The following is a 26,161-nucleotide window of genomic DNA, read 5'->3' as shown; positions in this document are numbered from 1 at the left end:
ATTAAAAAATTTACTATATTGCTATTGTACAATCCCAACCTATGCTATGAATCACGTTACTACTCAATCCCTATTTACGCTAATCCGCCGGGATACCGTTTTAATTTCATTTCTTGAAACCGGTGCTATTCCTAAAGGAGGCCGATTCCTCAATGATCCCAGGTACAATGAACCAGCCTTATTGCAAATCATCGCCCCTCATTTTGAACCTGTCTTTACCGCAGCTGTCATTAGTTGCCTGCAAATGAAAGATACCCAAATGATGCGTGACCTCATGGCGAATCCGCACCTGCTCGATGATTGTCATGAGGAAAAGAGCTATACAGCCATTCTGCAATTTCTGAATGATAAGGAACGACTATTATTGTCAATCAGGCACCAGCTGCAACTGGCGCAGGCCATCGATGCCGTAGCACTGGAAGAAACAGTAGATATCACTTACATCTGTTTACTCAATTTACTGCCGGATGAATTTTATTCCTTCCGCTCAGAATATTGTAAGGAAGTGATAAAAACCGCCCGTATACTGGCGAAAAAACATCACAGGATGGCCATCCTGATGCTCTCCAATATCCTGGAACTGCAATGCGATACCCCCTCTCACCTGCAGGCAGAAAAACTCTACAACGAGTTGCAGGCCGAAATGCCTGACCTGAGCAGGCAAACTCCAGCTGCACGTACATCCATATGGGTAGCCATCGGTAGTTTATATTCTAAGTTATTTTAGTATTTTTCGCAGAGATTTATTTCTCTGTTATGATACAACGTATTTTATTCCCGCTGCTCATCTTATGCAGCCTTCAAACCTTTGCCCAGGAGGCTATTGACTACAGGGCCAACCATCCTTATATCCAATACACCGGTCGTATTTTAAAGAGCAGTTTTGTAACGTATCGCTTCTGGCAACCAGGGGTGTATATCCGCGCAAAATTCAGCGGTACTTACTGCAATATTGTTATCGACGATGAAGTGCTGAATAACCAGCACAACTACCTCGCTATCCAGGTTGATAACCAACCAGCCCAAAGAGTCCAGACAACGGCACAGCATAATGTGATCAAAGCCGCCTCCAATCTGCGCGACGGGGAGCATATCATCACTATCTGTAAAAATACGGAAGCAGGTATCGGATACCTGGAGTTTATCGGGTTGCAGTGCAAAAAACTGCTGCCAATTACTTCTACACCATCGCGCAGACTTGAATTTATCGGGAATTCCATTACCTGCGGTACGGGCAGTGATCAATCTACTTTTCCCTGTGGACAGGGGCAGTGGTATGACCAGCACAATGCCTTTATGAGTTATGGACCACTGACAGCACGTGCGCTGGATGCACACTGGATGCTGTCTTCCGTATCAGGAATTGGATTGATACATAGTTGCTGTGAGATGAAAATTACTATGCCGCAGGTATTTGATAAAATCAACATGCGGGATAATAGTATGCCCTGGGATTTTAAGAAATACCAACCGCATGTAGTAACAGTATGTTTGGGCCAGAACGATGGTAAGCAGGATTCTACTACTTATTGTAATGCCTACCTGCGATTCATTCGTACATTAAGAGGATATTATCCCAATGCCAGTATTGTGCTGCTGAGCAGTCCGATGGCAGATGCAGACCTGAGTGCTGTATTGAAGTCCTATATTAAGCGGGTGGTGGCCGCCAGCGGAGATAAGAATGTGTCATATTATTTCTTTTCCAAAAGGTACCATGGTGGATGTGGAGATCATCCTACACTGGAAGAACATCAACAGATTGCTAAAGAACTTACGGCTTATATCAGGAAATTAAAAGGATGGAATTAAAATAAAAGAGGCCGGCTAATCATGCCGGCCTTTATGTTCATATACGTGTTAAACAATCCTGTGAATGAGTTCCAGGCACGCCCTGCTGTTGTGATAGGGGCATTTCCAGAACCCCGCTTTATCCTGCCCGGGCATGATCGCCAACGACGCTGTTACGCCCCAGTACCACTCTCCTTTTTCATGGTCAATGATATATTTTTTTACAAATGACCAGTTGTTTAATGAAAGTTGTAAATATTTTTCCTCCCCACTTAGTTGCCAGGCGTTGAAAAATCCCACCATTGCTTCGGCTTGTACCCACCAGTGTATTTCTGTGTTGTCATCTTCGTATTGCAGGCTGCCGTTTTTTGCTACACCAGCAATAGTTGCCAGCGCCATTTTAACGGCGTTCTCTTTTACCCGGTGTAAGAGCGCCTCGTCTGCTAAAACATCTGCTGCGTCCAGCAATAACCAGGATGTTTCTATATCATGACCATAAGAAACGACACTGGATTGCGGCTCCCAGGCTGTATTGAAAAATAAGAGCTGCTGATGGGTAGAAGGATGAATGATTTTATTTAAAAATAGCAGGATCAGCTGCTGGATCTTATTTCGTAAATCCTCATCCGGCCATATGCGATACAGGTTAGTATAAGCTTCCAATACATGCAGATGGGTATTCATGGTCTTGGCGGCATTGTCGTCTTTTGCACTCAGGCGCAGGTCTTCAATGGATCCCCATTCCCGGGAAAATGCTTCATAGTAACCACCGTTTACCGGGTCATAACTATGTGCTTCCAGCAATCGATATACATCTATAGCCCAATCCAATATTTCCCTGGAAGGCTGAATGGCGTAATACTCACTTAAGGCATAGATCAGAAAGGCCTGTCCATACACCTGTTTCCGTGTTTCCAGCGGTTCACCTTTTGCTGTCACCGACCAATATACACCCCCGAATGCAGTATCCCGGAAGTGTGTACGTAAGTACTGGTACGCTCTGTTTGCCAATGCTAAAAATTGTGGCTGAGGATCGAATTTACAGGCTGCAGAAAAAGTCCATAATATACGGCTATTCAGCACTGCGCCTTTGGGACTACCCTGCTGTACGATGTTGTCGTTATTTATTGCCCCGTAAAATCCACCATCCTGCAGATCAACTGAAAATTGTTGCCAGTAGTGCAGGATATCGTATAATGCCGTGGTAACCTCCTCCCTGTAATCCGCTAGTCGCTTGTCCATAGTCTTTCGAAAAAACGTGGTGCTGTTTCTTCAAAGCTAGGGTTATTCCTCATGCAGGAATAATACTTTTTTATCTAAATATTGACTTTAAAAGGGCACTTCATTTTCCCATGAAAATTGAAGTGCCCTTTTGAAATCATTTTAATGTAAAAACCTGACTACGGCTCCATATGCTCATGGATGATGTTATTCATTTTTTTACGGGTTTTGCGCAAATGATTTTTTGCTATGCGGCGACCCTCGTCAGCAGTTTCGTCCAGGTCTTGCTCTATACGGTTTCTGTTGGCCAGGTAATAGATTACGCCTGCTGCTGCCGCGCCTACGATAGAGGCTGCTATTAATGCCTTTTTCATATCTCAGCGTTTTGGTTCGATAGAGATATCACAAGAGTTATACCAATTGATGCCAGATTTTTTATTTTTGCTCCCTCAATCAGAATCAAAAATGCCTGACACCACCATTACGCAGGAGAAAAGTCCTGTTTACAGCATCCCCCTTAAATACCGGAAAATGGAGAACCTACATATTGTTTTCTGGTTGCTCAAAGACATCAGCTGGTGCATGGTATGGCCCCCACTGGGCATTCTTATGATTTTCCCAACGCTGATTATTTCTATTGTCATTGCATGGCGCACACGGCAGTTTATGTCTGAGCTCTGCCATAACCTGGCAATAACGGTGTGGATTACGGCAAACTCTTACTGGATGATCAGTGAGTTTATGCATTTTGACACGGAGATCCTGTTTGGCACTGTCACTTACAAGTACCTGGCACTGATTCCTTTTTTGACGGGGGTGCTGATCCTGGCTTATTACTACTTTTGGCACAAACCAAAGCACCCTGAGGAAGAGGAAACAATGTAAAATGCATCATTATTTCGAAGGCAGGAAAAAATCAAACGGCGCATCCCTGTCGCAGGTAAGCGTACCATTTTCAAATTTCAGTTCGGCCACCTCTATGCTGGAACGGCGGATGGAGTAAGGTTGTATGCCATCTTCATTTACCGGACTTTGGCTATGTACTTTTCTGCCAGGGTGGGTGAAGTAAATTACGTATGCCTGATCGCCGGTGACGACGACATCGCCATGTGCACCGGTAGGTGTATCGTCTTTGCGCTTACCTGGGACGTCGAGAATTAATCCCTGCCGGGTCCAGGTATTCAGGTCTTCAGAACGATATACGCGCATGCCGTGCCACTCGTCAGTGACCATCCAGTAATGGTCTTTGAAGCGGAATACTTTGGGCCCTTCATGGCCGTTGCCGCCGATGGTAGGTTCGGTGCTGGTATAGGTCCATTTGTTCAGGTCTTTGCTGCTTGCCATCATGGTGTGAGAGCCATGGTCTTCGTCTTTGTACCAGATGCGCCAGGTCTTGTCAGGGAGCTGGTACAGGGTGGGATCGATTACTTTTTCGGAGGTGAGTTGGGGGAAGCCTTCGAACTTCCAGTCCCACATATCTTTGCTGGTGTAGTGTGCAATTCGGGCGTGACCGCCCCAGTTACTGCGCACGCCCTGGATGTAGGCGACGAACATGTGGTAGGTGCCGTTATTGTATACGACATCGGGCGCCCAGAAGGTGTTTTCGCCTTTTTCGAATTCAAGGTTTAGCGCTCCGCGGTATACCCAGGTATGGCCGTTGTCTTTTGATTCGGCAATGCCGATTTTACTGCCGTAACAGTAGGCGACGTTTTCAGCGTCAACGCTGGCGCGGCGCTGGGTGTAGAGCATCCACCAGGATTTTTCTTTGTCGTTCCAGATGAGGGTAGGGTCCGCGGCGCCGTCGAAGATAGGGTCGCGGTAGAGAGGGGCAGGTGCCGGGTGTGTAGGTTTTGTCTGAGCGAAGCTGGAAAGAGATGGCAGACCGATGGCCAGTATTATTGCCAGGTAAAGTTTATACATAGTGGAATGCATGATGATAAGTGTGCGAATTACAAATAATTTGGGAAATATTATAATCATTTATTCCACCACACCGCCACCATCCAATCATTGCTCCCCCCCAGCCTGTCTAATGCCTCCTGGTAATGTACCGGATTGGATAACGCTTCTGTAGCCGGATAGAACAATCTCTTTGGCTGATGACCACCTGTTTCAGATTCGCCATCTATATCGACAATAGCATTCAACACAGGATATCCTGTTCTCCGTTGATTGGCATACGCCTCATATCCATTCGGAAACAAAGCCACCCATTTCTGCATACTGATCGCCTCAATGGCATTAGCTGGCAATGTATGCGAAGCAACAAAACTATTAATCGCATCAGCAGATAAAGCCTTCATTCCGGGATACATTTCCAATTGATGCATGGCAGCTCTCAATCCTGACTGATAATGGACATTGGCATCTTCACCAATCCAGCCACGAACTGCCGCTTCTGCTATTAATAGCTCAACTTCTGCATAACCCAGATGTAACCATGACCCACCTTGCTGATAAAAAGGCGCATTGATATGACAATACTTATCAGCCTGTCCTACTACTTCCCCGTTTTCACCTACAAAGTCATGCCAGTCTTCCCACCAGTAAAGACCCGGCTGGATAGGAAGATAATTGGTAATACTATCCGTATTGACAAAAAACAACCCTAACCGGGGATCATTCTCTGCTTTGAGATAATTGACGAAGGTAGTCGTACCAATAGTATATTTATAAGCTGACTCCTCCTGTAATGCCTGCGCATAGCCATTGCCACGTAGATCAGGATAGCTATAGTCTTCGTGAATCATCACAAAGTTATCGTCGTTACTTTGCATAACCCCACCCGCATACGCCGCCGCCACCTGCGATTTTGCAAGCGTGGGATCGGCGGCAGAAAGGCGCATACCAAGCCGCAGTTGCAGCGAGCGGGCCATGCGTTTCCATTTGGTAAGATTCCCATTGTAAACGATATCATTGGTGATGGCCGGCTCACGGTCATCAAATTGTTGAATAGCAGCTTCCAGTTCTTTAAAGAAATCTTTGTAAATCTCCTCCTGCTTATCATAGACAGGCGTGTAGATCTTATCATAATAAGCAAGCCCGGCCTGGGAATAAGGAATATCACCATAGGCATCTGTAAGTAAGGAAAAGATGTATACTTTCAATATCCGTGCAGCAGCTACATAGTTCACCTGTGTACTATCGTCCTGGTGTTGCTCCAGCAGGTCTGCCAGTTGTTTAATGCACTTACCATAATAATTCGACCACATCAATCCATTGTAAAATTCATCTCTTACATACTTACTTCCTGCACGCATGCCATAAGTACCATTGACATATTGCACCATCGGCTGAAAAATATATAAGTTGGGATACCCCATCTCCCTTCCCCCATCCAGCAGGTAAGCCGCCGCTGTAAGTTGTTCCCCCGCAGCAATGGTACTATCATTGACAGGATCTGTATTAATGACCCCAAAGTTTGTTGTACAGCTGCTACTCAAAATTATTATCAGGTAATAATGGTACAATTTCATCTTTTAAAATTTAGCATGCAGGGTGATACCATAGGCACGACGGGTAGGCAGTGATCCATATTCAAAGCCCTGCCCATCCCCACTATTATAACTGGATTCAGGATCTATATTAGGTACATGTTTACTTATCGTCAGCAGGTTGCGGGCAATCACTGACACAGACACCTCTTTCAAAATCCTGTATCCCAGCGTGAGTTCGCGTATCTTTATCATACCCGCATCGTATACAAAAGGTTCCGGAATATTCTCTGTAACTCTTGCCCAGTATGTTTCAGGATTCACATACCTGTCTACCTCCTCATATTGCGGTCTGTTCGGGTCAGCTATCTTTATGCCTTTCACACGAAGGCCCCCGGTAGGTGTCCAATCTGCTGATGATACCCCGGCGGCCACTCTTTCTTTTTCCGATCTGGCCCAGCCCGCCCTGCCTTCCAGTGTGCCTTTCTGCTGACCATTCTGATAAGCGAGTAAGTTCGTCATAGAGAAAATCCTACCTCCCTGTTTGATATCTAATAAAACAGCGCAGGACCAGCGACGGTAAGTAAATGTATTCGTGATACCACCGATCCAATTGTATTGCGCACTACCGAGATTATAATCAGTAGTAGTATATTGAGGTAAATAATTTGCATCCAGTATCATCTGTCCATTTTGATTACGGAGAAATTTCCTGCCGGTAATCATGCCATAGGCAGCACCGGCTTTTGCAATAATACTGGCATTGCCCCAGCGGGCAGATGCAAGGGTGTAATAGTCGGAGACCAGGGAACTTAAAGAAATTATTTTATTACTGTTGCGTGCAAAGTTTACATCCACCTGCCATTTAAAATCCTTACTGCATATAGGTTTTCCCGCTAGTGATATTTCTAATCCTTCGTTGGATACATTGCCTGAATTGATGACAGCACTGGTATAACCACTGGTGGGTGAAATAGGTGCATTCAGTACCTGGTTGCGGGTATTAGAATGATACCAGGTCAGGTCTAAATGAATGCGGTTATTAAAAAACACCATATTCAACCCTGTTTCATAAGAGCGGCTGATACTCGGTTTCAGGTCCGCATAAGGAACTCTGTCTGTGGCTACCCCACCAATCACATAACCACCTACACTGGGAATATTAGGATTCGTTGCATAAGTAAGCGCCGTCTGGTAAGGTGCAATCGCATCTGTACCCGTTTGCGCAATGCTGGCTCTTAGTTTCCCAAAGGATAAAATTGAAGAAGCCGGTAATAAGGAAGAGAACACAAAGCTTGCAGACGCAGAAGGATAAAAGTAGGCATTATGCCCTGCGGACAATGTAGACGACCAGTCATTACGACCTGTCAGGTCCAGGTAGAGCAGGTCGTTATAACCAAGAGTGACAGCACCGTATACAGAATTGACTCGCTTTCTGTACAATTGATGACTGCTCAGTTGCGTCCGAAAATTATCCAGGTCTTTTACTCCCCGTATTTTCATATCTCTGCCTGTTATATTCCGCACATCTTCTGTATAGTCCATCCGGTTGGTACCCGTATTTACCTCCAATGAAATCCTGTTCCATTTTTTTTGATAATTCACCAGGAGATCTGAGTTGGTTTCCTGTAAATTCCGGTGCAGGCTCACTATACCACCGGTGGTATAGTAAGGAGTGGAATATTGCATAAACTCCGTGAAGGCAAAACGGGAATAATCTGTACCTGTACGCCCCTGAATATATAGCCCCGGCAACAGTTGGTATTTCAATAATAAGAACCCGTTAAAGCGCCGCTGCGTACTGTTGTTAGGTTGTTCATTGATAGCCCAGTAAGGATTTACCTGGTAGGCATTGTTATTCCAGTTAATATAATTGCCAGCAGAATCTTTGTAATTTTTGAGCCAGTTGATATCGATATTAGGAGCAATACCACTTAGCACATAACCAATATTATTAGGATTGTCAGAGAGTGCAGGGCGGTTAAATACATCTTCAGAGAGATAAGTTCCTTTTGCATCCAGCGTCAGTTTCGAAGATAGCTTCACAGTGCCTCTCAGGGAAATATGATGGCGATCGAGTTTGCTGCGGGGAATAATATCATTGTTTCTCACATTGGTATAGGCAGCACGTAATTGTGCCTTGTCAGTACCTGTAGACAAAGAAACTGAATTGGTGAAGGTCAGGCCCTTGCGGAAAAACCTGCTGATGGCATTACTTGCATTTACATAAGGCACCTTTCTGCCATCCCAGATGACGGCCACGCTATCTTTGTTCATTTTAGGCCCCCAGCTTTCCTGTGCATCTACCCGGGCAGTAGAGACGTCTTTGGGTAGCAAGCCATCCTGCCCACTGCCATAGTCATGCTGAAAGTCGTAGCTATCATTCAGTTTTTCGACCAGGATGTTGGAATTATATGCTACTGCAAGACCGTTGGAAGATCCTTTTTTTGTCGTAATAATAATGACGCCGTTCGCAGCGCGGCTACCATACAATGCAGACGCAGAACCACCTTTCAAAATGGAAATGCTGGCTATTTCATCAGGGTTGATAATACTCGTACCATCTCCCAGGTCATATCCTCCATATTTATCTGCCTGACCGGGAGAAGAATTATTAACAGGAATACCATCAATGACAAACAAAGGAGTATTATCCCCACCGATAATTTTCATTCCTCTCAGGGTAACTTTGACAGACCCTCCCACTCCGCTATTGACAGGGGAGATATTCAATCCGCTTACTTTGCCGGACAATGCGCTGACTGGATTGGTAGTAAAGGTTTGCGCCCCTATGTCGGCGTATGCATAGCCTAAAGACCGCTGTTGCCTGCTGATACCCAGTGCCGTGATCACCACCGGGTTGATGTCTATAATACGAGGGGGCGTAACAGGCACTGGCGCCTCTTTTTTCAGGATCACAACCTGTTTGCCTATGAATCGCAGCTGATATAGAGAAGATGGGAAAATCACGTCTAAAATGGTCTTTAAAGGCACGTTATCCCAATGTATAGTAATACGCTCATGATTATCGATCACTTCATTGCGATAAGCGAATAAAACACCGGTCTGTTTTTCTATAAGATGGAGTACGGAAATGATTGGTTCGTTCACCACATGAATGGTCAGTTTTTCCTGTGCTTTCGCACAGTGGCACATAACGAGGAACAGGGTGAGTAAACAGCAAATGGTTTTGGTTTTCATAATAGGCGATACAGTGGTCAGGTTAGCTGACGGCTATCGCTCCAATATCGCATTGAGTACCTGCTGTACTTCACTGGCGGACATGTTTTGGAAGTTGGCTGTTATCTTTTTCTTCCTGAATGTGCTGTCTGGCAATGTAATGTTCACCTGGTAATACTCAGACAATGCAGTAGCCACTGTACCGGCTTCTATGTTGGTAAAGGTCAGTTTGGGCTGAAATAGTCTTCCCTCTTTGGTGACCTGGCCAGCCTGGCCTTTGGGCAGAATCAGGGTGTCTTTCCCGGTGGTAAGGCGGACTTTTCCATCCAGCACGACGACTCTTTCAGTTGTGCCACTGGCTTTTACATTGAATATGGTACCGAGTACTGTGACCGTGGAGCGTGGCAGCTGTACAATAAATGTACGCTTTTCATCCGGTGAAATAGAAAAATATGCTGCTCCCCTGAGTAGGGAGATGCGACGTTCCGCAAATGAGGGATCATATTTTATAACAGTACCTGGTTGCAGCTGGATGGACGAACCATCTGGCAGGGAAAGCGTATTTTTTACAGTTGCCTGAATAGTAATAGGTTGTTTAGTCTTGTGCCAGATAAAATAGCCGGCTACCAGCAACAAGGGTATACAGGCTGCTGCCACCCATCTGAATCGCCTTAAAAATGGAGCAGTAACGCCGGGTGCTTCTTCCCGGGTACTGCTCGCAATTTCCCTCTTTAATTCAACAACGTGAGCTGATGGGTCAGAAATTTGCTGAGACAGGGCCTGCCATCCCTGTTCCTTATTAAAAGGTGTAACAGGCATGTTTTCCGCGGCATCCCATAACTGCTTCAGTTCAGCATAAAGCGTACGGTTGGCATCGGATTGCTGTAGCCATTGCCCCAGTGCTGCCTGTTTTTCTGCATTTGCAGGGTCTGTGAGGCAGTCGATTAAAAATTCCCTTATATCATCAACACTCATGATTGTATATTAATTAAGACAATTCAGGAAGGAGGTACTTTGATTGCTATTTTTCTTTTTTTTCACCAAGAAGGTGAGTGCGAAGGTGTTTTAGTGCTACAGATAGCTGAAAGTAAACAGTATTCAGTGTAATATTCAGTTTATCAGCTATTTCTGATGGTTCGAGGCCGTTGACCCTGCTTAACAGGAAAATTTCCCGGCAGCGGGGGGCGAGCCCCTGCACGAGTTGGATCATTTCTTTTTGTAAGAGGATGTAGTCGGCGGTTTCGTACAGGGAGGCAGGGTCGGCCTGCCATTGCAGGATGTCTTCACTCACGTGGCGGGATTGGCGTTTTAACTCATTGATGGCCCGGTTGGTGATGGCACGGAAGAGGTAGTGCCGGACATTGCCGGTGATGATAAGGGTGGCGCCTTTTTCCCAAAGGTGTATGAAGAGGTTGTGTACGAGGTCTTTGGCGAGGTTTTCGTCTTTCACCCATCGGTAGGCAAGCAGGAACAGGTCTTCACTGTAGGTGAGGTATAATTGTTGAAAGACTTCCATATTCCGGTCACGGAGGCCTTCGGTTACGATTGCGGCAGAAATGTCAGTTCCGTACCAGGTCATTTTGATTGTGTCTGGCCGGTAAAATATTAATATTATTTGATAAAATGACTGTTTTTTGAGGGTGGCCTGCGGCAGCATCTATCCTAATAACCCCGCATTATCCTTCAACCCCACCCCCGTAAGCCGCAACCTGATCGCCTCCTGGATCAGATATAAAATCTTCTGCGCAGCTACTTCATACTGCAACCCCTCCTCCCTGATATTGGAAATACAATTCCTCACTTCATCCGTAATCCCTGTTTTCGGCGCAAAAGTAATATACGCTCCCATACTATCTGCCGCACTCAAACCAGGACGCTCTCCTATCAGCATCAGCGTCACCTTCGCTTTTAATATTTCACCTGCCTCATCCCCACTGGCCACCCGCCCCTGCTGCACTATACAAACAGGCGCCAGTGAAAGGCCCGCTTTTTTCAGCAATGGAATCAATATCTCTAAAAGAGGTTGCGTATTTATATTCATCGCCGTTGCCGAGAGGCCATCTGCCAGAATGATAGCAACGTCCTTAAAAAGATACCCGGCTGCTGTTGATTTTAATAATGCAATACTCTCCGCATCCAGCTGCCGGCCTTTATCCGGTCGTTGCAAATATTCATGCCGATCCACTGCTTTGCTATGCAGCAATAAAACAGGTAAATGAAAAGGTTGCAGTTGCTCCTGCAAAACATTTACCGACAGTGCAGAATACACTGCATCCCGGGCATGCGCATGCGCCAGCCTGAAGTCAAGCACTTCTTTTAATGGAATCGCAGTACCAGTACGCCCTAATGCAATCCTTGCCGTTGTATAAGCTTTCAGCGAAGCCCACGGATCCTGTTCTATTATTTCCCGACTCATACGTATTTCAGTAATTTATGTGCACTCCCTACAGGTAATAATTGCCCGGAATGATTCATAATCCCCTGCTGCTGCAACCACCTATCAAACTCCGGCGCAGGCTTCAGACCTAACACCTTCCTCGCATACAATGCATCATGAAAAGAAGTAGATTGGTAGTTCAACATAATATCATCCGCCCCCGGCACCCCCATGATAAAATTACACCCTGCCACACCCAGTAATGTCAACAGGTTATCCATATCATCCTGGTCTGCTTCTGCATGATTTGTATAACAAATATCTACCCCCATCGGTAACCCCATCAATTTTCCACAAAAATGATCTTCCAATGCCGCCCGTATAATCTGCTTCCCATCAAATAAATATTCAGGTCCGATAAACCCAACCACCGTATTTACCAGCAGGGGCGAAAACTTTCGCGCCACCGCATACGCCCTCACTTCGCAGGTTTGCTGATCCACCCCACCATGCGCATTTGCAGACAATGCACTCCCCTGCCCTGTTTCAAAGTACATCAGGTTATTACCCACAGTGCCCCTGTTCAATGACAATCCTGCCTCATACGCCTCCTGCAACAAGGAAAGGTGAATGCCAAAACTGCTATTCGTCTGCTCCGTACCACCTATTGACTGAAACACCAGGTCCACAGGTGCACTTTGCATGATCTGCAATGCCGTCGTCACATGGCACAGTACACACGATTGCGTAGGGATCTCAAACTGCTGCCGCAACTGATCCAGCATTTTCAATAAGGTGATCACCGCCTGCGGACTATCTGTAGCCGGGTTAATACCAATCACCGCATCCCCACTACCATACAATAATCCATCTATAATACTGGCAGCTATTCCTTTCGGATCATCTGTATTATGATTCGGTTGTAAACGCACAGAAAGATGCCCTTTCAACCCAATGGTATTTCTGAATTTAGTCACCACCTCACACTTCTTTGCCACACTGATCAAATCCTGGTTCCGCATCAACTTCGAAACAGCAGCCACCATTTCGGGCGTAATACCCGGTGCTAATTGCTGTAATGTAAATGTATCTGCATGATCACTCAGTAACCAATCCCGAAACTGCCCCACCGTAAAGTGACTCACCAGTGCAAATGCTGCTTCATCATGCGAGTCAATGATCAACCGGGTAATTTCATCCTTTTCATAAGGGATCACAGCCTCCTGCAGGAACGTCTTCAATGGCACATCTGCCAATGCCATCTGCGCTGCCACCCGCTCCTCTGCACTATCTGCACACAGCCCTGCCAGCGCATCGCCAGAGCGAAAAGGCGTTGCCCTTGCCAGTAAAGTGCGCAAATCGCTGAACTCGTAATTAGTATGCTGAATGGTATGCCGGTAGCTCATGAAACCAGGTTTATGATGGCCTTATGCTTATGCCTGCCCATCCCTATAAATATAAGTAATGCCAGGGCCAAACCGGCAAAAAAGATCAAACTTAACATTGGGTAAGTATAAATGATGGCAAAGAGTGAAACGATCGAAAGGAACAATGCAATCCCAGGGAACCAGGGATATAAGGGTGCTTTATAGGGTCTTTCTAATGCAGGTTCTTTATCCCTTAATATAAACAGGCTGATCATACTCAATATGTACATCACCAGCGCACCCATCACCGACAAGATGACCAACTGATCCGTTTTGCCCATATATAAAGCCACCACTCCCAACAAACCGCCTATGATCAGGGATATATAAGGCGCTTTCCGGCGGGGACTCAATGTAGACATAAAAGCTGGCAAATATCCCGCCCGGCCTAGTGCAAACAATTGCCTGGAATAACTAATGATGATTCCATTAAACGAAGCAATCAGGCCAAATAAACCTATTCCTGCAAAGAGCTTCGTGATTCCATTCTGCTTTCCCAGCACAATCCCGATCGCCTCCGGCAAAGGGTAATCTATGGCCGACAATGATTTCCAGTCAGTAATGCCCCCGGTAAATACCATCACCGCTATCGCCAGCAGCATCAGCGTCAGGATCGCAGAAATATACCCTTTCGGAATATTCCGGTGCGGATCTTTCACCTCCTCTGCCACCATCGCAATTCCCTCTATACAAACATATAACCAGATGGCAAATGGCAACGCATTGAACACCCCCGTCCAGCCAAAAGGCATCGAATCATGCAGGAAATTGGTAGTCTTAAAGGACGGCCCTACTATTCCCAGGTACACCAACAATTCTCCTACCGCCAATAAGGTGATAATCAAAGAAAATAACGCGGATTCTTTGATCCCTAACAGGTTGACAATAGTCAACAGGATATAAAAAGCCACCCCGCTTCCCAACACCGGCAGTGCAGGGTGTAAAAAGTGCAGATAGTTGCCCAGTGCCAGTGCAATGGCCGGCGTAGCCAGCAAAAACTCCACTGCAGTCGCATAGCCCGCTATCAATCCGCCAATCGGCCCCATCGCCCTGTGGGTATAGGTAAAAGGTCCACCCGCCTGCGGGATGGAGGTTGTCAATTCCGTAAAACTGAAGATAAACGTAATATAAAGCCCGGTAATGACCAGCGTGGCAATGAGAAAGCCAATCGTACCGGCTACTCCCCAGCCATAATTCCACCCGAAGTATTCTCCGGATATAACTAATCCAACACCAATAGCCCACAAATGAATGGGCCTGATCACTTTTTTTAACGAATGCGAAGACGACATAACAGAACACTACCTTTTGATGAAAAAAGAATGTTCCCAAATCCCTGAAGTGGGCTTAAGATACAAATAAAAATGGGACCAGGTACACCCCGGCCCCATTATACTTAAATAAAAAAACGACTATTTTATTTCCTGCAGCATTTCTTTCACCGCAGCTTCCAGCTGGGCATCCTTACCACTCATCTCTTCTTCATATCTCAATGGCACCCTGATATCAGGCTCTACCTGCAGGTTCTCGGTAGGCCGGCCTTCTTTACCAATCGTAGCAATCATCGGAATACCAAAGATGATGGTTGGATCAATCTGTTTTTCCCACCATACGGCTGTACCGGTACCTGCTACTGGCATACCCACCAGTTTGCCTATGCCATTCTGCTTGTAGATGTATGGGAAGATGAAGGCATCGCTATAGTTGCCCTCACTCATGATCACACAACTGGGGCGTGTCCACCTGTCCAGCGGTTCAGCGCCTTCTACCTTGTCCATCTGGGGGGCAAAGGTGAGATATTGCCTGCCACTCAGAAAGGTATTCAGGTCATTGTGCAACCATCCGCCACCGTTGAAACGGGTGTCCACAATCAGTGCTTTCTTACCCCTGTTGCGCCCCATGACTGCATCGTATACAGAACGGTAGCTCGCATCGTTCATAGACTGTACGTGTACATAGCCTACTTTACCATCACTCAGTTTGTCTACCATATCCTGCATCCTGGTAACCCAGCGTTTGTACATCAGCTCTGTTTCTTCGCCTGCAGCAAATGGTATAACGGTTTCATCCCAACGCTCCTGTGAGGCAGGATTGTAAAGGCTTAACAGCACGTTATCTCCCGTGCGGCGGTTCAGGAAAATCGCCCAGTCTACATCAGGTGTGATCGTTTCGCCATCGATCTTTTCGATCACTATCCCTTTTCGAATTTTGCTCTTTGCCTTGTCAGAAGGGCCACCTGGTATCACTTCATCTATCTTCAGACCATTGCCGGTGAAGGTTTCGTCATACAGCAACCCGAGAGATGCCGTTGCATCCCCCTCCGGTGCAGATGGATAATAACGGCCACCTGTATGTGACGCATTCAGTTCGCCCAGCAGTTCACTCAGTATCTCCTGGAAGTCGTAGTTATCGCTCACGTGTGGCAGAAAACGTGCGTAGTTCTTTGCATACATCTCCCAGTCTACGTTGTGCAGTTTAGGATCGTAGAATTTATCTTTTACTTCCCGCCACGCGTGTTCATAAATATATGCTCTTTCGCTGGCAGGGTTCCAGTTGAACTCTGTGCTGATGCTGACAGGCGTGATTTTGCCGGAGGCGGCATCTACTTTTACCACACTTCCCTTATTGCTTACGAACAGGGTATTGCCATCTTTGCTCAATACGATATCGCCTGATGAACCGCCCAGTTTAGCGAGAATTTTGGTTTCACCGGTACGAGGTTCTGTTACCCACAGGTCATATCCCTTTTCAAAAGAAGCCATGTAATACAGTTTGCTGGCGTCTTTGCTCAATACATAATCACTGATGCTGGCACTGTTGATAGTGAGGCGTACTTTCCTGTTTTCCAGGTTATCGAAGTCGGGTTTGAAAGGCGTTTTGGAAGCAGTATCCTTCCTCGTCGCAGCGGTGTCGTCTTTGAGGAGGTTGAACTGATCTTTGGACAATTTGAAACGATCGTATGCCGCCTGGTCAAAGAACACGGCATAGATATCTTTCTCCTTGCTACCTTGTCTGGCGAGGGAACGACGGCCGTTTGCATTGCTCAGGTACAACAGCATTTTACCGTCTTGTGAAAACTTATTGCCTTCTTCCCCAAAGCCGCTCATTACAGGGTAGATGGTTTTACCATTGCCATCGGCAGGGATCAGCGCGGCGTTGCTGATATCAAAATACCCCTGCTGATCTTCTGTAACGATATACTTACCATCAGGGCTCCAGGCAAAATCCCAGTCTTCGTCGGAGTAAGAGTGGTTGCGGCCTTTCGGTAAGATGGTACGGCTCTTTTTAGCAGCGAGGTTGTAGACCTTCAGGATATTTCTATCTTCTACATAAGCAACTTCTTTTCCGTCAGGTGAAAATACCGGCTGGAACTCCGCAGCAGCAGTGGCTACCAGGGGTTCCTCCTTTAACAGTGTAGCACTGAAGAAGTAATTTTCTTCAGGTCTTGCCAGGGTTGCTTTGTACAAATCCCAGTTACCATTACGCTCTGCAGCATATACCAGGGTTTTGCCATCGGGCGACCAGCTGAGGCCACGCTCCTGTGTAGGTGTATTCGTAATACGGCGGGTCATGTTATTTTCCACGCTGCTCACGAATACTTCACCTCTTGCGATGAAGGCCATCTGTTTGCCATCAGGACTCATCCTGAACTGCGTCACATTGCCGCTTACAGGCAGGTGCTTTACCACCGGTGCACGGCCATCATTCAGTACCTGGATGGATAGTTTCTTAGGCTCCTGCCCTTCTTTCAGGGTGTAAATTTCACCATTGTAAGTAAAGCAGAGGGTATTATTGTCAGCAATAGATAAATGACGTACAGGATGCTTGTCAAAATGCGTAAGCTGTTTCATCTCACCTTTGGTGGTCAGGGAAGCTTTGAACAGGTTTTGCGAAATGCCGCCTTTCTCGCTCAGGTAATACAGCTGGTCGTTTGCACCCAGTACTGGCTCCCTGTCTTCACCTTCGTAAGTGGAGAGCTGGTTGTAAGATTTATTCTTTATATCGTACACCCAGATGTCGCGGGTTACGCTACTCGTATGGTGCTTGCGCAAAGGGTCTTCGTATCCCTTTCTGTCCTGGAATACGATCTGGTCGCCTTTGGCCGAATAGTGTGCATTTTCCGCACCTGCAGAACTGACCAGGATAGCACGGCCGCCTGTCACAGGTACAGTATAGAGATTATTGAACATCCTGACACTGAAGCGGATATCTGAAGCCGGCGCATTGCGGGGGCTGCCAAATAATACCTGCTTATTGTCTGGCGAGAAATCGTAGGGGTAATCGGCAGAGCTGTTGTAAGTGAGCCGTACAGGGTTGCCGCCCGTGGCAGGCATCACATATACGTCGAAGTTACCATTCCGGTCGCTGGCAAAGGCGATTTGCTTACCGTCATGACTCCATACCGGCATCATGTCGTGTGCTTCGTGAATGGTGAGTGGTACGGCAATGCCCCCGTTTACATCCACCCTGTAAATGTCCCCTTTGTACCCAAAAGCGATGGTCTTTCCATCGGGAGAAATGGCGGGATAACGTAGCCATAGTGCATTGTCCTGTGCATGGGATGCTAAAGCCAGGCCACAGGCTGCAAAAGCAAGCAGTAATTTTTTCATATAAAATGGCGATTCAGATTGTTGTTTACCTTTTAAAGGTAACAAATGCTGCTACGGCGCCATTAAATAACTGGATAAAAGGCTGCAAGCCTACAGCAAGGGTTTTTGCAGGCATACACTGTTCTCCATCTGCTCGTAGGGCGGGTAATTGTCCATGAATGTATAACCGGATTTTTGATACAGGGCAATGGCTTCCGGCTGGCGGATGCCCGTTTCCAGTACGGCCCGGGTATAACCCAGGGAGGCCGCCCAGGATTCCAGCTCTTTCAGTATAGCGTAAGCAATGCCCTGGCCACGATGGGTGTCGTGTACAAACATCCGCTTTATTTCTATAGTTTTCTCGTCAAACGGGCGGAAACAGGCACAACCTACCGGCAGGGCATCGACATATGCCACTACCACAGTAGGTATATTTTTAACTTTATCGAGAACTTCGTAATCCTGCTGTACTTCAGGATACCTGACCCATAAATCTTTGTCAAGGGCAATAATCAGATCCAGGAAATGCGGATCATCACTGTTCGTTCTTTTGAGTGCTAGCATATCCGGCTAATTTACTATTCTTTTTACCATATCCAAAGTATACAATAAAACCTAACAGCAGCCATACGATGAGGCGGATCCAGGTATCCAGTGGCAGGGAGAACATCATTACCAGGCAGGTAAGAATCCCTAAGATGGGCACTACCGGCACCCATGGTGTTTTGAACGCACGGGGAATATCCGGTTGCTTTTTACGCAGTATAAGAATACCTAAACATACCATCACAAATGCCAGCAATGTACCGATACTACACATCTCACCTACTACTGAAATAGGCACCAGACCTGCAAAGAGACTGATGAAAATACAGAGCACAATATTGGATTTGAATGGCGTAGCAAAGCGTTTGTGCAACTGGGAAAATACAGGTGGCAATAACCCGTCTTTACTCATGGAATAGAATACCCTGGATTGTCCCAGCAGGTCTACCAGTATCACGGAGGTATAGCCAACGAGGATGGCGCCGATTACTGCCAGGAACAGGTTTTTATAAGGTGTATGTGCGATGGCCACTGCCACGGGTGCAGGGTTGTCTTTAAATTCAGTGTAATGCGCCATTCCCGTCATTACGTAGCCAAACAATACAAAGAGAATGGTACATACGATGAGGGAACCTAAGATCCCTATCGGCATATTCTTCTTTGGATTGCGGGTTTCCTGTGCCATAGTAGCGACAATGTCGAACCCGATGAATACAAAGAATACCACGCCGGCCCCCCTCAGGATACCGCTCCAGCCAAAGGAGCCAAACTCCCCGGTATTGGCAGGGATGAACGGGTGATAGTTTTCAGGGTGAATATATTTCCATCCCAATGCAATGAATACCAGTACTACCCCTACTTTCAGCGCTACTACGATGGCATTGAACAATGCAGAACTTTTGGTACCGCGTATGATAATAGCAGTGATGGCCACAATAATCAGCACAGCAGGGAGATTGATAAACCCGTGTACAAAAGTATGGTCTGCCAGTTCTATTTTTTCAAATGGAGACGCCACCAGCTGGGGCGGAATATGAATATTGTAAGTGCCGAGGAACTTAACAAGATAACGAGACCAGCTAATGGCTACAGTAGAAGCGCCTACTGAGTATTCCAGCACCAGGTCCCAGCCAATGATCCATGCCCACAGTTCACCCAGCGTAGCATAGGCATATGTATATGCACTACCCGCTACAGGTACCATGCTGGCCATTTCGGCGTAGCAGAGCGCGCTGAAAGCACAACCCACAGCCGCCAGTATAAATGATAGAATGACCGCTGGCCCGGTGTTATTCGCCGCAGCGATACCAGTAAGGGAAAAGAGCCCAGCACCGATAATAACACCAATACCGATGGCGATGAGGTTCAGACCTCCAAGACTACGTTTTAATGTATTACTGCCACTTTGAGCGGCTTCCTGTTGCAGGCTGGCAATTGATTTTCTTATCACAGGCAAGTTTTAGATTGGGAGCAAAGGTAAGGGATTGAGATTACTCTACAAAACAACTAGACTTAAACCACCCCTTTGCCCTATTTACCGTTTATAAAGTTTCCGCGCTCATTAACATCGCATTAACTGATGTAAAATGGCTGAGTTGTAACTTAGCGGGATTAAAATTATTATTTCATAGGTATAGGGATATCAGACAGCTGCTCTTTTAAGGGTGGCTTTATTTTTTTAAACCATTACTGTTCGTAGCTGTTACATAAACTATAAAACCACCTTATGGCAACATTAAATCCTTATCTCAATTTCAATGACACTTGCGAAGCTGCCTTCAACCTGTACAAATCTGTATTTGGTGGGGAGTTTGCAACCGTTATGCGTTTCAAAGATGTACCCGGCGAAAATCCACCACCACCTGCGGATGCCGACAAAATTATGCACATTGCGCTTCCCCTGGGTAATAATGGTGTATTGATGGGTAGTGACCGCCCGGGACATATGGGTAAGACCACTTTTGGCGATAGTGTAACGATCAGTATCACTGCCGGAAGTGAAGAAGAGGCACATCAACTTTTCGGGGGATTATCTGCTGGCGGTACTGTCACTATGCCACTTGGTAAACAATTCTGGGGAGCCCTGTTCGGCATGCTAACCGACAAATATGGCATCCACTGGATGGTCAGCTATGACTATAAATAAAGGTACTGCGGCGCGGCATAGTTTGGCATTCATTATGTTCACTATATCTCAAAAGTTAATATTATGAAAAGCGTTAAACTGGCCTTCTATGCCCGCCTGGCCCTGATCTTACATGCGCTTATCCTGTCGCTGCTACTCATGCACCTTGGAAAGACGGTGATTATTCCACTGTTCTTTGCACTGCTCATCTCATTTGCCTTACTGCCTGTATGCCGGCAACTGGAAAAATGGGGATTGCACCGTGGCCTTGCCGCTGCTATTGCTGTACTCCTGTTTGTTGTGCTCATCGGATCCTTTATAGATGTTCTTAGTCACCAGGTGGTGAACTTCACCCATAATCTGCCTGAACTGCAAAAACGGTTTTCCGACAGCCTGGCAGATCTCAGCTCCTGGCTGTTCAATACCTATCATATCGACTATCAGCAGCAAACTGACTACCTGAAGCGGTCAACCAGCAGCCTGCAGTCTACGGCTATGAGCTCACTGGGTGCCACCTTTATCGGGTTTGCCGAAGTCTTCATCCTCACTATCTTCTTCCTCATCTTTACTTTTTTCATGCTGTACCATCGCCGGCTGTTCAAGCGCTTCGTGATCGCTCTTTTCCCTCCCGAAGAACTGCTTAAAGTAGAAGAAGTACTGGCCAGTGCCCGCAGTATGATCAACCGCTATATTATCGGGCTGCTCACTGAAATGTTTATCCTGATCATCTTATTGCTTTCTACACTGGCCATATTGGGAATCAAATATGCCCTGCTGATCAGTGTAATGGCTGCACTGCTGAACGTAATACCCTACCTGGGTATTTATACTGCAATGGTAATCAGCATGATCATCACTTTTGCCAACGGCGCTCCTTCCCAGGCGCTAACTGTTGGCATTGTTTTCATCGTCGCTCATTTCCTGGATGCAAATGTTATTCTGCCCCGTGTGGTAGGTGGTAATGTTAAACTCAATCCCCTTATTACAATTATTGCAGTGCTCACCGGCAAGCTGGTATGGGGCATACCCGGCATGTTCCTGTTCATCCCCCTGGCCGCCATTATCCGTATTATCAGTGAAAAAGTGGATTCTCTGCAACCATGGGCCATTCTCATGGGCGAGGAAAAATAATTTTGGGGCTACTGACATACTGTTGTCACCTGCCCTTTTTTACTTTGTTACAACAAAACAAACCTCACATGAAAGAAATGACCACCACTGTCGCAACGGAAACATTTATGTCCCCGGCTCAACTCCTGAAACACTGGCAGTTGCACCGTAACCTGACCCGCAAAATGATCAATGCATATCCTGAAGACAAACTCTTTAGTTATTCTGTGGGCGGCATGCGTCCTTTTGCTGAGCTGGTAATGGAATTCGTTGGCATGGCCGTACCTACCCTGACAGGGATCATCACCGAAAAATGGGAACAGTTCAAACATGAAGAAGCGCCTACTACCAAACAGGCATTACTGGAATTGTGGGATGAACAAACTGAAATCATAAACACCCTGTGGCCCAAAATTCACGGGGAAAGATTTAACGATGTAGTCATTGCCTTTGGCCAATGGGAAATGCCAGTGTACCTGTTAGTGATGTATGTAGTTGATAATGAAATACATCACCGCGGACAAGGGTATGTGTACCTGCGTTCGCTGGGTATAGAGCCACCAGCTTTCTGGGACAGAGAATAAGATATTTGCCTCATTCTAAAACCTTATAAAAGCTCCTGCTATATGGCAGGGGCTTTTATTTTATCTCTTTTCTGTAAATTACCGGAGACTGTTGGGTATGCTTCTTAAAATAATTACTGAAATGAGTGCTTTCCCCAAATCCCAGCAGATAAGCAATCTCCTTGATGGATAAATCTGAATTTTGTAAGAGCGCCTTTGCTTCGGCAATCGTCTTTTCAGACACCCAGGTACTGATCGACTTGCCGGTCTTGGTCTTGATTACATTACTGAGATAATTTGGATGCAATCCCTGCGATGCTGCATATTCCTGCACCCTGAAAGGCTTATCTGTCACTCCCCTGCTCATATCCCGGTAATGCTTTTCCAAAGCCCGCCTGAAGGTCTTTACGATCTGGGAACTGCGGTTACCTTCATAGATCGGGTTATAGTCCTTCCAGAAAAACTCTTTGATCTTCAACAGCAATACAACGAACAGGTTGCCAATCACCTTGTTCCGATAGGTGGAAGTAGATTCGTATTCCTTTTCTATCAGGAGATATAGCTGTTCAAATACTGCAAACTCCTCCGGGGGCAATACTCTTGGCGGCACAGTCTCTGCCAGCAAAAACGGGAATTCCTCGAAAATGTTCGCATGAACATTCTCTTTCAGGAAAGATTCACTGAGGGTAATGAGATAGACTTCGTCCAGCTCCAGCCACTCGAAGGACTTAAAATGTCCCGGGTTGGTAAAGTAAATGGTACCAGGCTGGGTGGCGTATACCTGGTCATCTGTTGTATAACGGCCCTTTCCATTCTTTACAAATACAAAAGAGAAGAAATTGACACGGTATACAATAGAAGTATAGGGCAATACCGAATGTATGTCCCTGATATTGTGAATTGTAAAATCGGTTTGATCATCAATAAGATCGGTGGGTAAATCCTGAAAAAGGTATTGTTCTTTTAAAGAGTTAAAAACATGCCTTTCCGTATCCTTTTTCATGGGTTGCGATTTAGTCCACGTAGCTCACGATATAAGCATCCTTCTCTTTAGCCTTTTCATAGATAGCTTTCAGCGCCAGCAGTTCTGTAGCCATATGCTGGGCATTGAAGGATACACCTTCTTTTTCATCGTCTGTCCATACCTGGCCAGGTTCTATGTCATGCTCATTCAGTTCTGCATGGTCAAACAGTGCGATAATAGTACCTGGTTCGATCGGCGACAGCAGGTCTGCAATATCCGATACGGTAGCCGGATCATTGAAATACAGCGGTTGCTTGTCGAAGTCAAAATCATCAGGAAGTTCGTCGATATCGATGTTTTCAAAATCGATCTCCTCTCCTATATAAGCCTCAGGGTAAAAGATCTGCCTAACGAGAGAAATGTCCTCAGGTCTGCTACCTTTGGTGATCAGAAATAACAATCCTTCGAAGGATTTCTCAAAAGTTGTTTTTTCCCCGGCAATATTGGCCACTGGATATTCAGGATCGTCCCCTATTTTGGAAAATTCGTTCCTGTCCACGAGAAATAGTGTAGCACTTTGTCCCATAAGAGCGTTTAAAGATTCCGCAAATTTATTTGAAGATATTAACATCTGCCAAAAAAAGCAAAAAGGATATTTTATTGGGGATTTAACCAAACATAAAGGCTTCTGCCGGAGGCAGAAGCCTTTATGTTTGGAATAGCGGGCCTGCGGCCGGCTAAGGGAGGAACGTCTTTATTTTATAATGCCAATTTCGGCGATGCCTACATACTGCTTGCCATCCTTAGCTGGCAGCACATGCACTGGCTCAAACCTGAAATATCTTGCGGTGACTGGTTTTTCCAGGTCAATCCTTTGCTCGATCGGGTTTGCCTTGATATTAGAGAACTCCCCTTCTTTTTGGAGCTCCCAGGTCTTGCCATCCCCACTGGTGTAAATTTTATACTTGTCTACCAATCCTTTATCTTTCACAGGCAGGTAGTTGAAGCCAATCATCTTCAGCGGGAACTGCATATCTACAATCACGCCTTTGGGTGCGATCTTTTTGAAAGTAGACATATCCATCTGTACCGCACTGGTGGCATCCCCGTCAATAGCGGCGGAGAATTTGGTATCGTGCGATTTCCACTGTGTCTTATCCACCACCTCGTTTTTATTATTAGTGGCAGTCTTTACTTCCGGCGCTTTGAACAAGGCTACATCACTGAGACAGATACTCGCAGCACCCTTTGTGATGCGAATCCTCACTTTATCAGTCGTCACCATCCGATCACTACGGATCAGGCGGCAATAACCAATCGCTGTACCTTTCTTCAGTTCTACCCACTGGTTATTTTCCCATACATCTACAGCCCAATCGTCTATGCGCTGTCCCAGTTTGATGTTCTCACGGAGACGAATGACGTTGAATGTCTTAGTGCCTGCCAGGTTCAATACCAGTTCGCCGGTGTTCACACCGTCTTTAGTACCCCAGTAGGTGTATGGGTCATTGTCCAGCACATTTTCAGCAGCATATGCCTTATCTTCACTTCTTACATCACTGGCCTGCACGGTTGCGCCTGCTGCGAAGTTGACACGGTACATTTCCTTAATGATATCGCCAAAGCCTTTCAGGGAAGCCACGTCAATTTCGTTTACCAGGCCCCGTTGATCAGGAGGTACGTTCAGCAGCATGGTGGTACCATGACCTACAGAAGCAAAATAATGGTTCAGCAGATCTTCCGGTGTTTTCACTTTGCCATCTTCAGTAGCATGGTAGAACCATCCTGGACGAATGGAGAAGTTTGTTTCTGCCGGCATCCATTGTTTACCATTGCGGGTACCATTCAGCCCTAATTCGTATAATACCTGTCCTGGTGCAGGATTGGAAGAATCCTTGTCGCCAATGGGGGTATAAGTAGCCCAGCACGGATCACCAGAGAAACCGGTTTCGGTACCGACCCATCTTACATCTGGTCCGATATCGCTCATAATCACTGCATTTGGCTGCAGTTGTTTTTCCAGTCCCCAGGTTTCAGGCCAGTTATAATAAGAGAAACGGTCGATTTTTACTTCTTTGCGTGCACCGCCATAATAGCCATCACCACCGTTCGCACCATCATGCCATATTTCGAATACAGGGCCATAGTTGGTCAGTAATTCTTTCAGTTGCGCGCGGTAGATGCGTACATAATCCTGGGTGCCATAAGCAGCATTGTTCCTATCCCAGGGAGAGAGGTAAACACCAAATTTGATTCCCTGTTTTTTACAGGCGTCTGCAAATTCTTTTACCATATCGCCCTGCCCATTTTTCCAGGGACTTTTGGTGATGTTGTGGAATGTGGTCCTGGTTGGCCAAAGGCAAAAACCATCGTGGTGCTTACAGGTCAGTATCAAACCTGTCAGTCCTGCAGCCTTGATAGCCGATACGATCTGATTGGCGTCAAAGTTTGTAGGATTAAATATTTTCTCGTCTTCGTCGCCATAGCCCCATTCCTTGTTAGTGAAGGTATTGACAGTGAAATGTACAAAGGCGTACATATCCATGGCCTGCCATTCCACCTGTGGTGCGGAAGGCAATACGCCGTAAGGTGCGGGTGCACCTACCTGTGCGTTGCTACAGCTGGCCCCAAGCATCAGCATAGCAAATGCCAGTCCCCTGCTGCCTATAAATTTCTTCATGCAGTATTGTTTTTTGTTAGACCTGTGTTCACATGAGCTATAAAAATAGGGTGTTTTATTAAGGAAAGGAATTATACGGAAAATAGTATTACCTATACTCAAAATACTATGAGGGCCCGCATATGCAGGCCCCCATTACAATTCAAATCCATATCAG

22 protein-coding genes are annotated in these 26,161 nt (G+C 46.2%); 6 read left to right on the top strand and 16 right to left on the bottom strand.

Translation table 11 applies throughout. The features are described from left to right. Positions 1-46: 46 nt before the first annotated feature. Together ABDW16_RS04160 and ABDW16_RS04155 are read left to right on the top strand one after the other, a co-directional pair. A complete protein-coding gene (locus ABDW16_RS04160) occupies positions 47-727 on the top strand; it encodes a hypothetical protein (RefSeq protein ID WP_343667912.1) in 681 nt (226 codons plus the stop codon). Between the two features lie 29 nt (positions 728-756). Further along, positions 757-1,809 (top strand): SGNH/GDSL hydrolase family protein, encoded by a 1,053-nt coding sequence (locus tag ABDW16_RS04155; protein ID WP_343667911.1) that lies wholly within the window; start codon positions 757-759, stop codon positions 1,807-1,809. A 48-nt stretch (positions 1,810-1,857) separates the two neighbouring features. On the opposite strand, the gene ABDW16_RS04150 is transcribed toward ABDW16_RS04155, so the two are convergent. Further along, entirely contained in the window at positions 1,858-3,030 is a 1,173-nt protein-coding gene (locus ABDW16_RS04150; protein WP_343667909.1) for an AGE family epimerase/isomerase, read from the bottom strand. A gap of 158 nt (positions 3,031-3,188) precedes the next feature. Further along, entirely contained in the window at positions 3,189-3,383 is a 195-nt protein-coding gene (locus tag ABDW16_RS04145; protein WP_343667907.1) for a hypothetical protein, read from the bottom strand. Between the two features lie 157 nt (positions 3,384-3,540). On the opposite strand from ABDW16_RS04145, the gene ABDW16_RS04140 reads away from it, so the two are divergent. Next, positions 3,541-3,894 carry a hypothetical protein gene (locus ABDW16_RS04140; protein ID WP_343667905.1) on the top strand — a complete coding sequence of 118 codons (354 nt, stop codon included), beginning with the start codon at positions 3,541-3,543 and terminating at the stop codon, positions 3,892-3,894. Between the two features lie 9 nt (positions 3,895-3,903). Here the strand turns inward: ABDW16_RS04140 and ABDW16_RS04135 are convergent, their stop codons facing one another. The 11 genes from ABDW16_RS04135 to ABDW16_RS04085 form a co-directional block, all read right to left on the bottom strand. Then, positions 3,904-4,929 (bottom strand): exo-alpha-sialidase, encoded by a 1,026-nt coding sequence (locus ABDW16_RS04135; RefSeq protein WP_343667904.1) that lies wholly within the window; start codon positions 4,927-4,929, stop codon positions 3,904-3,906. A 56-nt stretch (positions 4,930-4,985) separates the two neighbouring features. After that, positions 4,986-6,485, bottom strand: coding sequence for a SusD/RagB family nutrient-binding outer membrane lipoprotein (locus ABDW16_RS04130; RefSeq protein WP_343667902.1), 1,500 nt, complete (start codon positions 6,483-6,485; stop codon positions 4,986-4,988). A gap of 3 nt (positions 6,486-6,488) precedes the next feature. Further along, positions 6,489-9,644, bottom strand: coding sequence for a SusC/RagA family TonB-linked outer membrane protein (locus ABDW16_RS04125; RefSeq protein WP_343667901.1), 3,156 nt, complete (start codon positions 9,642-9,644; stop codon positions 6,489-6,491). Positions 9,645-9,677: 33 nt separating this feature from the next. After that, entirely contained in the window at positions 9,678-10,598 is a 921-nt protein-coding gene (locus ABDW16_RS04120) for a FecR domain-containing protein (RefSeq protein ID WP_343667900.1), read from the bottom strand. Positions 10,599-10,644: 46 nt separating this feature from the next. After that, positions 10,645-11,202: a sigma-70 family RNA polymerase sigma factor gene (locus tag ABDW16_RS04115; RefSeq protein ID WP_343667899.1), complete on the bottom strand. Its 558-nt coding sequence runs from the start codon at positions 11,200-11,202 to the stop codon at positions 10,645-10,647. A 78-nt stretch (positions 11,203-11,280) separates the two neighbouring features. Further along, positions 11,281-12,039: an ethanolamine ammonia-lyase subunit EutC gene (gene eutC / locus ABDW16_RS04110; protein WP_343667898.1), complete on the bottom strand. Its 759-nt coding sequence runs from the start codon at positions 12,037-12,039 to the stop codon at positions 11,281-11,283. Then, complete coding sequence (locus tag ABDW16_RS04105; protein ID WP_343667897.1) at positions 12,036-13,406, bottom strand: ethanolamine ammonia-lyase subunit EutB; 1,371 nt, start codon at positions 13,404-13,406, stop codon at positions 12,036-12,038. Before ABDW16_RS04105 ends, eutC begins: the two co-directional genes overlap by 4 nt. Then, complete coding sequence (eat, locus tag ABDW16_RS04100) at positions 13,403-14,719, bottom strand: ethanolamine permease (RefSeq protein WP_343667895.1); 1,317 nt, start codon at positions 14,717-14,719, stop codon at positions 13,403-13,405. The genes ABDW16_RS04105 and eat overlap by 4 nt, the downstream gene beginning before the upstream one ends. Positions 14,720-14,839: 120 nt before the next feature. Further along, positions 14,840-18,037 carry an LpqB family beta-propeller domain-containing protein gene (locus ABDW16_RS04095; protein WP_343667894.1) on the bottom strand — a complete coding sequence of 1,066 codons (3,198 nt, stop codon included), beginning with the start codon at positions 18,035-18,037 and terminating at the stop codon, positions 14,840-14,842. A gap of 90 nt (positions 18,038-18,127) precedes the next feature. Further along, entirely contained in the window at positions 18,128-18,580 is a 453-nt protein-coding gene (locus tag ABDW16_RS04090) for a GNAT family N-acetyltransferase (RefSeq protein WP_343667891.1), read from the bottom strand. After that, complete coding sequence (locus ABDW16_RS04085; protein ID WP_343667889.1) at positions 18,552-20,012, bottom strand: amino acid permease; 1,461 nt, start codon at positions 20,010-20,012, stop codon at positions 18,552-18,554. The genes ABDW16_RS04090 and ABDW16_RS04085 overlap by 29 nt, the downstream gene beginning before the upstream one ends. 276 nt (positions 20,013-20,288) lie before the next feature. Here ABDW16_RS04085 and ABDW16_RS04080 point away from each other — a divergent pair, with 276 nt between their 5' ends. From ABDW16_RS04080 to ABDW16_RS04070, 3 genes are all read left to right on the top strand, one after another. Further along, a complete protein-coding gene (locus ABDW16_RS04080) occupies positions 20,289-20,708 on the top strand; it encodes a VOC family protein (RefSeq protein WP_343667887.1) in 420 nt (139 codons plus the stop codon). A 63-nt stretch (positions 20,709-20,771) separates the two neighbouring features. Beyond that, entirely contained in the window at positions 20,772-21,818 is a 1,047-nt protein-coding gene (locus tag ABDW16_RS04075; RefSeq protein WP_343667885.1) for an AI-2E family transporter, read from the top strand. 68 nt (positions 21,819-21,886) lie between these two features. After that, positions 21,887-22,381, top strand: a complete 495-nt coding sequence (locus ABDW16_RS04070; RefSeq protein WP_343667883.1) for a DinB family protein — start codon at positions 21,887-21,889, stop codon at positions 22,379-22,381. Positions 22,382-22,436: 55 nt separating this feature from the next. Here ABDW16_RS04070 and ABDW16_RS04065 read toward each other — a convergent pair whose 3' ends face one another. The 3 genes from ABDW16_RS04065 to ABDW16_RS04055 form a co-directional block, all read right to left on the bottom strand. After that, positions 22,437-23,363 (bottom strand): AraC family transcriptional regulator, encoded by a 927-nt coding sequence (locus ABDW16_RS04065; protein ID WP_343667882.1) that lies wholly within the window; start codon positions 23,361-23,363, stop codon positions 22,437-22,439. Between the two features lie 10 nt (positions 23,364-23,373). Further along, positions 23,374-23,910 (bottom strand): DUF1877 family protein, encoded by a 537-nt coding sequence (locus ABDW16_RS04060; RefSeq protein WP_343667881.1) that lies wholly within the window; start codon positions 23,908-23,910, stop codon positions 23,374-23,376. 168 nt (positions 23,911-24,078) lie between these two features. Then, on the bottom strand, positions 24,079-26,004 hold the full coding sequence (locus ABDW16_RS04055; RefSeq protein ID WP_343667879.1) for an alpha-L-fucosidase: 1,926 nt from the start codon (positions 26,002-26,004) through the stop codon (positions 24,079-24,081). Positions 26,005-26,161 lie beyond the last annotated feature (157 nt).

Source organism: Chitinophaga sp. (genome assembly GCF_039596135.1).
Taxonomy (GTDB): Bacteria; Bacteroidota; Bacteroidia; order Chitinophagales; family Chitinophagaceae; genus Chitinophaga.
The sequence above is the reverse complement of the archived record's forward strand: the minus strand, read 5'-3'. Positions and strand labels throughout refer to the sequence as shown.

Coding starts and splice junctions, on each gene's coding strand:
- ABDW16_RS04160 (WP_343667912.1), top strand. CDS start 47: ATGAATCACGTTACTACTCAATCCCTATTTACGCTAATCCGCCGGGAT.
- ABDW16_RS04130 (WP_343667902.1), bottom strand. CDS start 6,485: ATGAAATTGTACCATTATTACCTGATAATAATTTTGAGTAGCAGCTGT.
- eat (WP_343667895.1), bottom strand. CDS start 14,719: ATGTCGTCTTCGCATTCGTTAAAAAAAGTGATCAGGCCCATTCATTTG.
- ABDW16_RS04075 (WP_343667885.1), top strand. CDS start 20,772: ATGAAAAGCGTTAAACTGGCCTTCTATGCCCGCCTGGCCCTGATCTTA.
- ABDW16_RS04125 (WP_343667901.1), bottom strand. CDS start 9,644: ATGAAAACCAAAACCATTTGCTGTTTACTCACCCTGTTCCTCGTTATG.
- ABDW16_RS04055 (WP_343667879.1), bottom strand. CDS start 26,004: ATGAAGAAATTTATAGGCAGCAGGGGACTGGCATTTGCTATGCTGATG.
- ABDW16_RS04060 (WP_343667881.1), bottom strand. CDS start 23,910: ATGGGACAAAGTGCTACACTATTTCTCGTGGACAGGAACGAATTTTCC.
- ABDW16_RS04105 (WP_343667897.1), bottom strand. CDS start 13,406: ATGAGCTACCGGCATACCATTCAGCATACTAATTACGAGTTCAGCGAT.
- ABDW16_RS04115 (WP_343667899.1), bottom strand. CDS start 11,202: ATGACCTGGTACGGAACTGACATTTCTGCCGCAATCGTAACCGAAGGC.
- ABDW16_RS04080 (WP_343667887.1), top strand. CDS start 20,289: ATGGCAACATTAAATCCTTATCTCAATTTCAATGACACTTGCGAAGCT.
- eutC (WP_343667898.1), bottom strand. CDS start 12,039: ATGAGTCGGGAAATAATAGAACAGGATCCGTGGGCTTCGCTGAAAGCT.
- ABDW16_RS04090 (WP_343667891.1), bottom strand. CDS start 18,580: ATGCTAGCACTCAAAAGAACGAACAGTGATGATCCGCATTTCCTGGAT.
- ABDW16_RS04155 (WP_343667911.1), top strand. CDS start 757: ATGATACAACGTATTTTATTCCCGCTGCTCATCTTATGCAGCCTTCAA.
- ABDW16_RS04150 (WP_343667909.1), bottom strand. CDS start 3,030: ATGGACAAGCGACTAGCGGATTACAGGGAGGAGGTTACCACGGCATTA.
- ABDW16_RS04120 (WP_343667900.1), bottom strand. CDS start 10,598: ATGAGTGTTGATGATATAAGGGAATTTTTAATCGACTGCCTCACAGAC.
- ABDW16_RS04070 (WP_343667883.1), top strand. CDS start 21,887: ATGAAAGAAATGACCACCACTGTCGCAACGGAAACATTTATGTCCCCG.
- ABDW16_RS04095 (WP_343667894.1), bottom strand. CDS start 18,037: ATGAAAAAATTACTGCTTGCTTTTGCAGCCTGTGGCCTGGCTTTAGCA.
- ABDW16_RS04065 (WP_343667882.1), bottom strand. CDS start 23,363: ATGAAAAAGGATACGGAAAGGCATGTTTTTAACTCTTTAAAAGAACAA.
- ABDW16_RS04145 (WP_343667907.1), bottom strand. CDS start 3,383: ATGAAAAAGGCATTAATAGCAGCCTCTATCGTAGGCGCGGCAGCAGCA.
- ABDW16_RS04140 (WP_343667905.1), top strand. CDS start 3,541: ATGGAGAACCTACATATTGTTTTCTGGTTGCTCAAAGACATCAGCTGG.
- ABDW16_RS04135 (WP_343667904.1), bottom strand. CDS start 4,929: ATGTATAAACTTTACCTGGCAATAATACTGGCCATCGGTCTGCCATCT.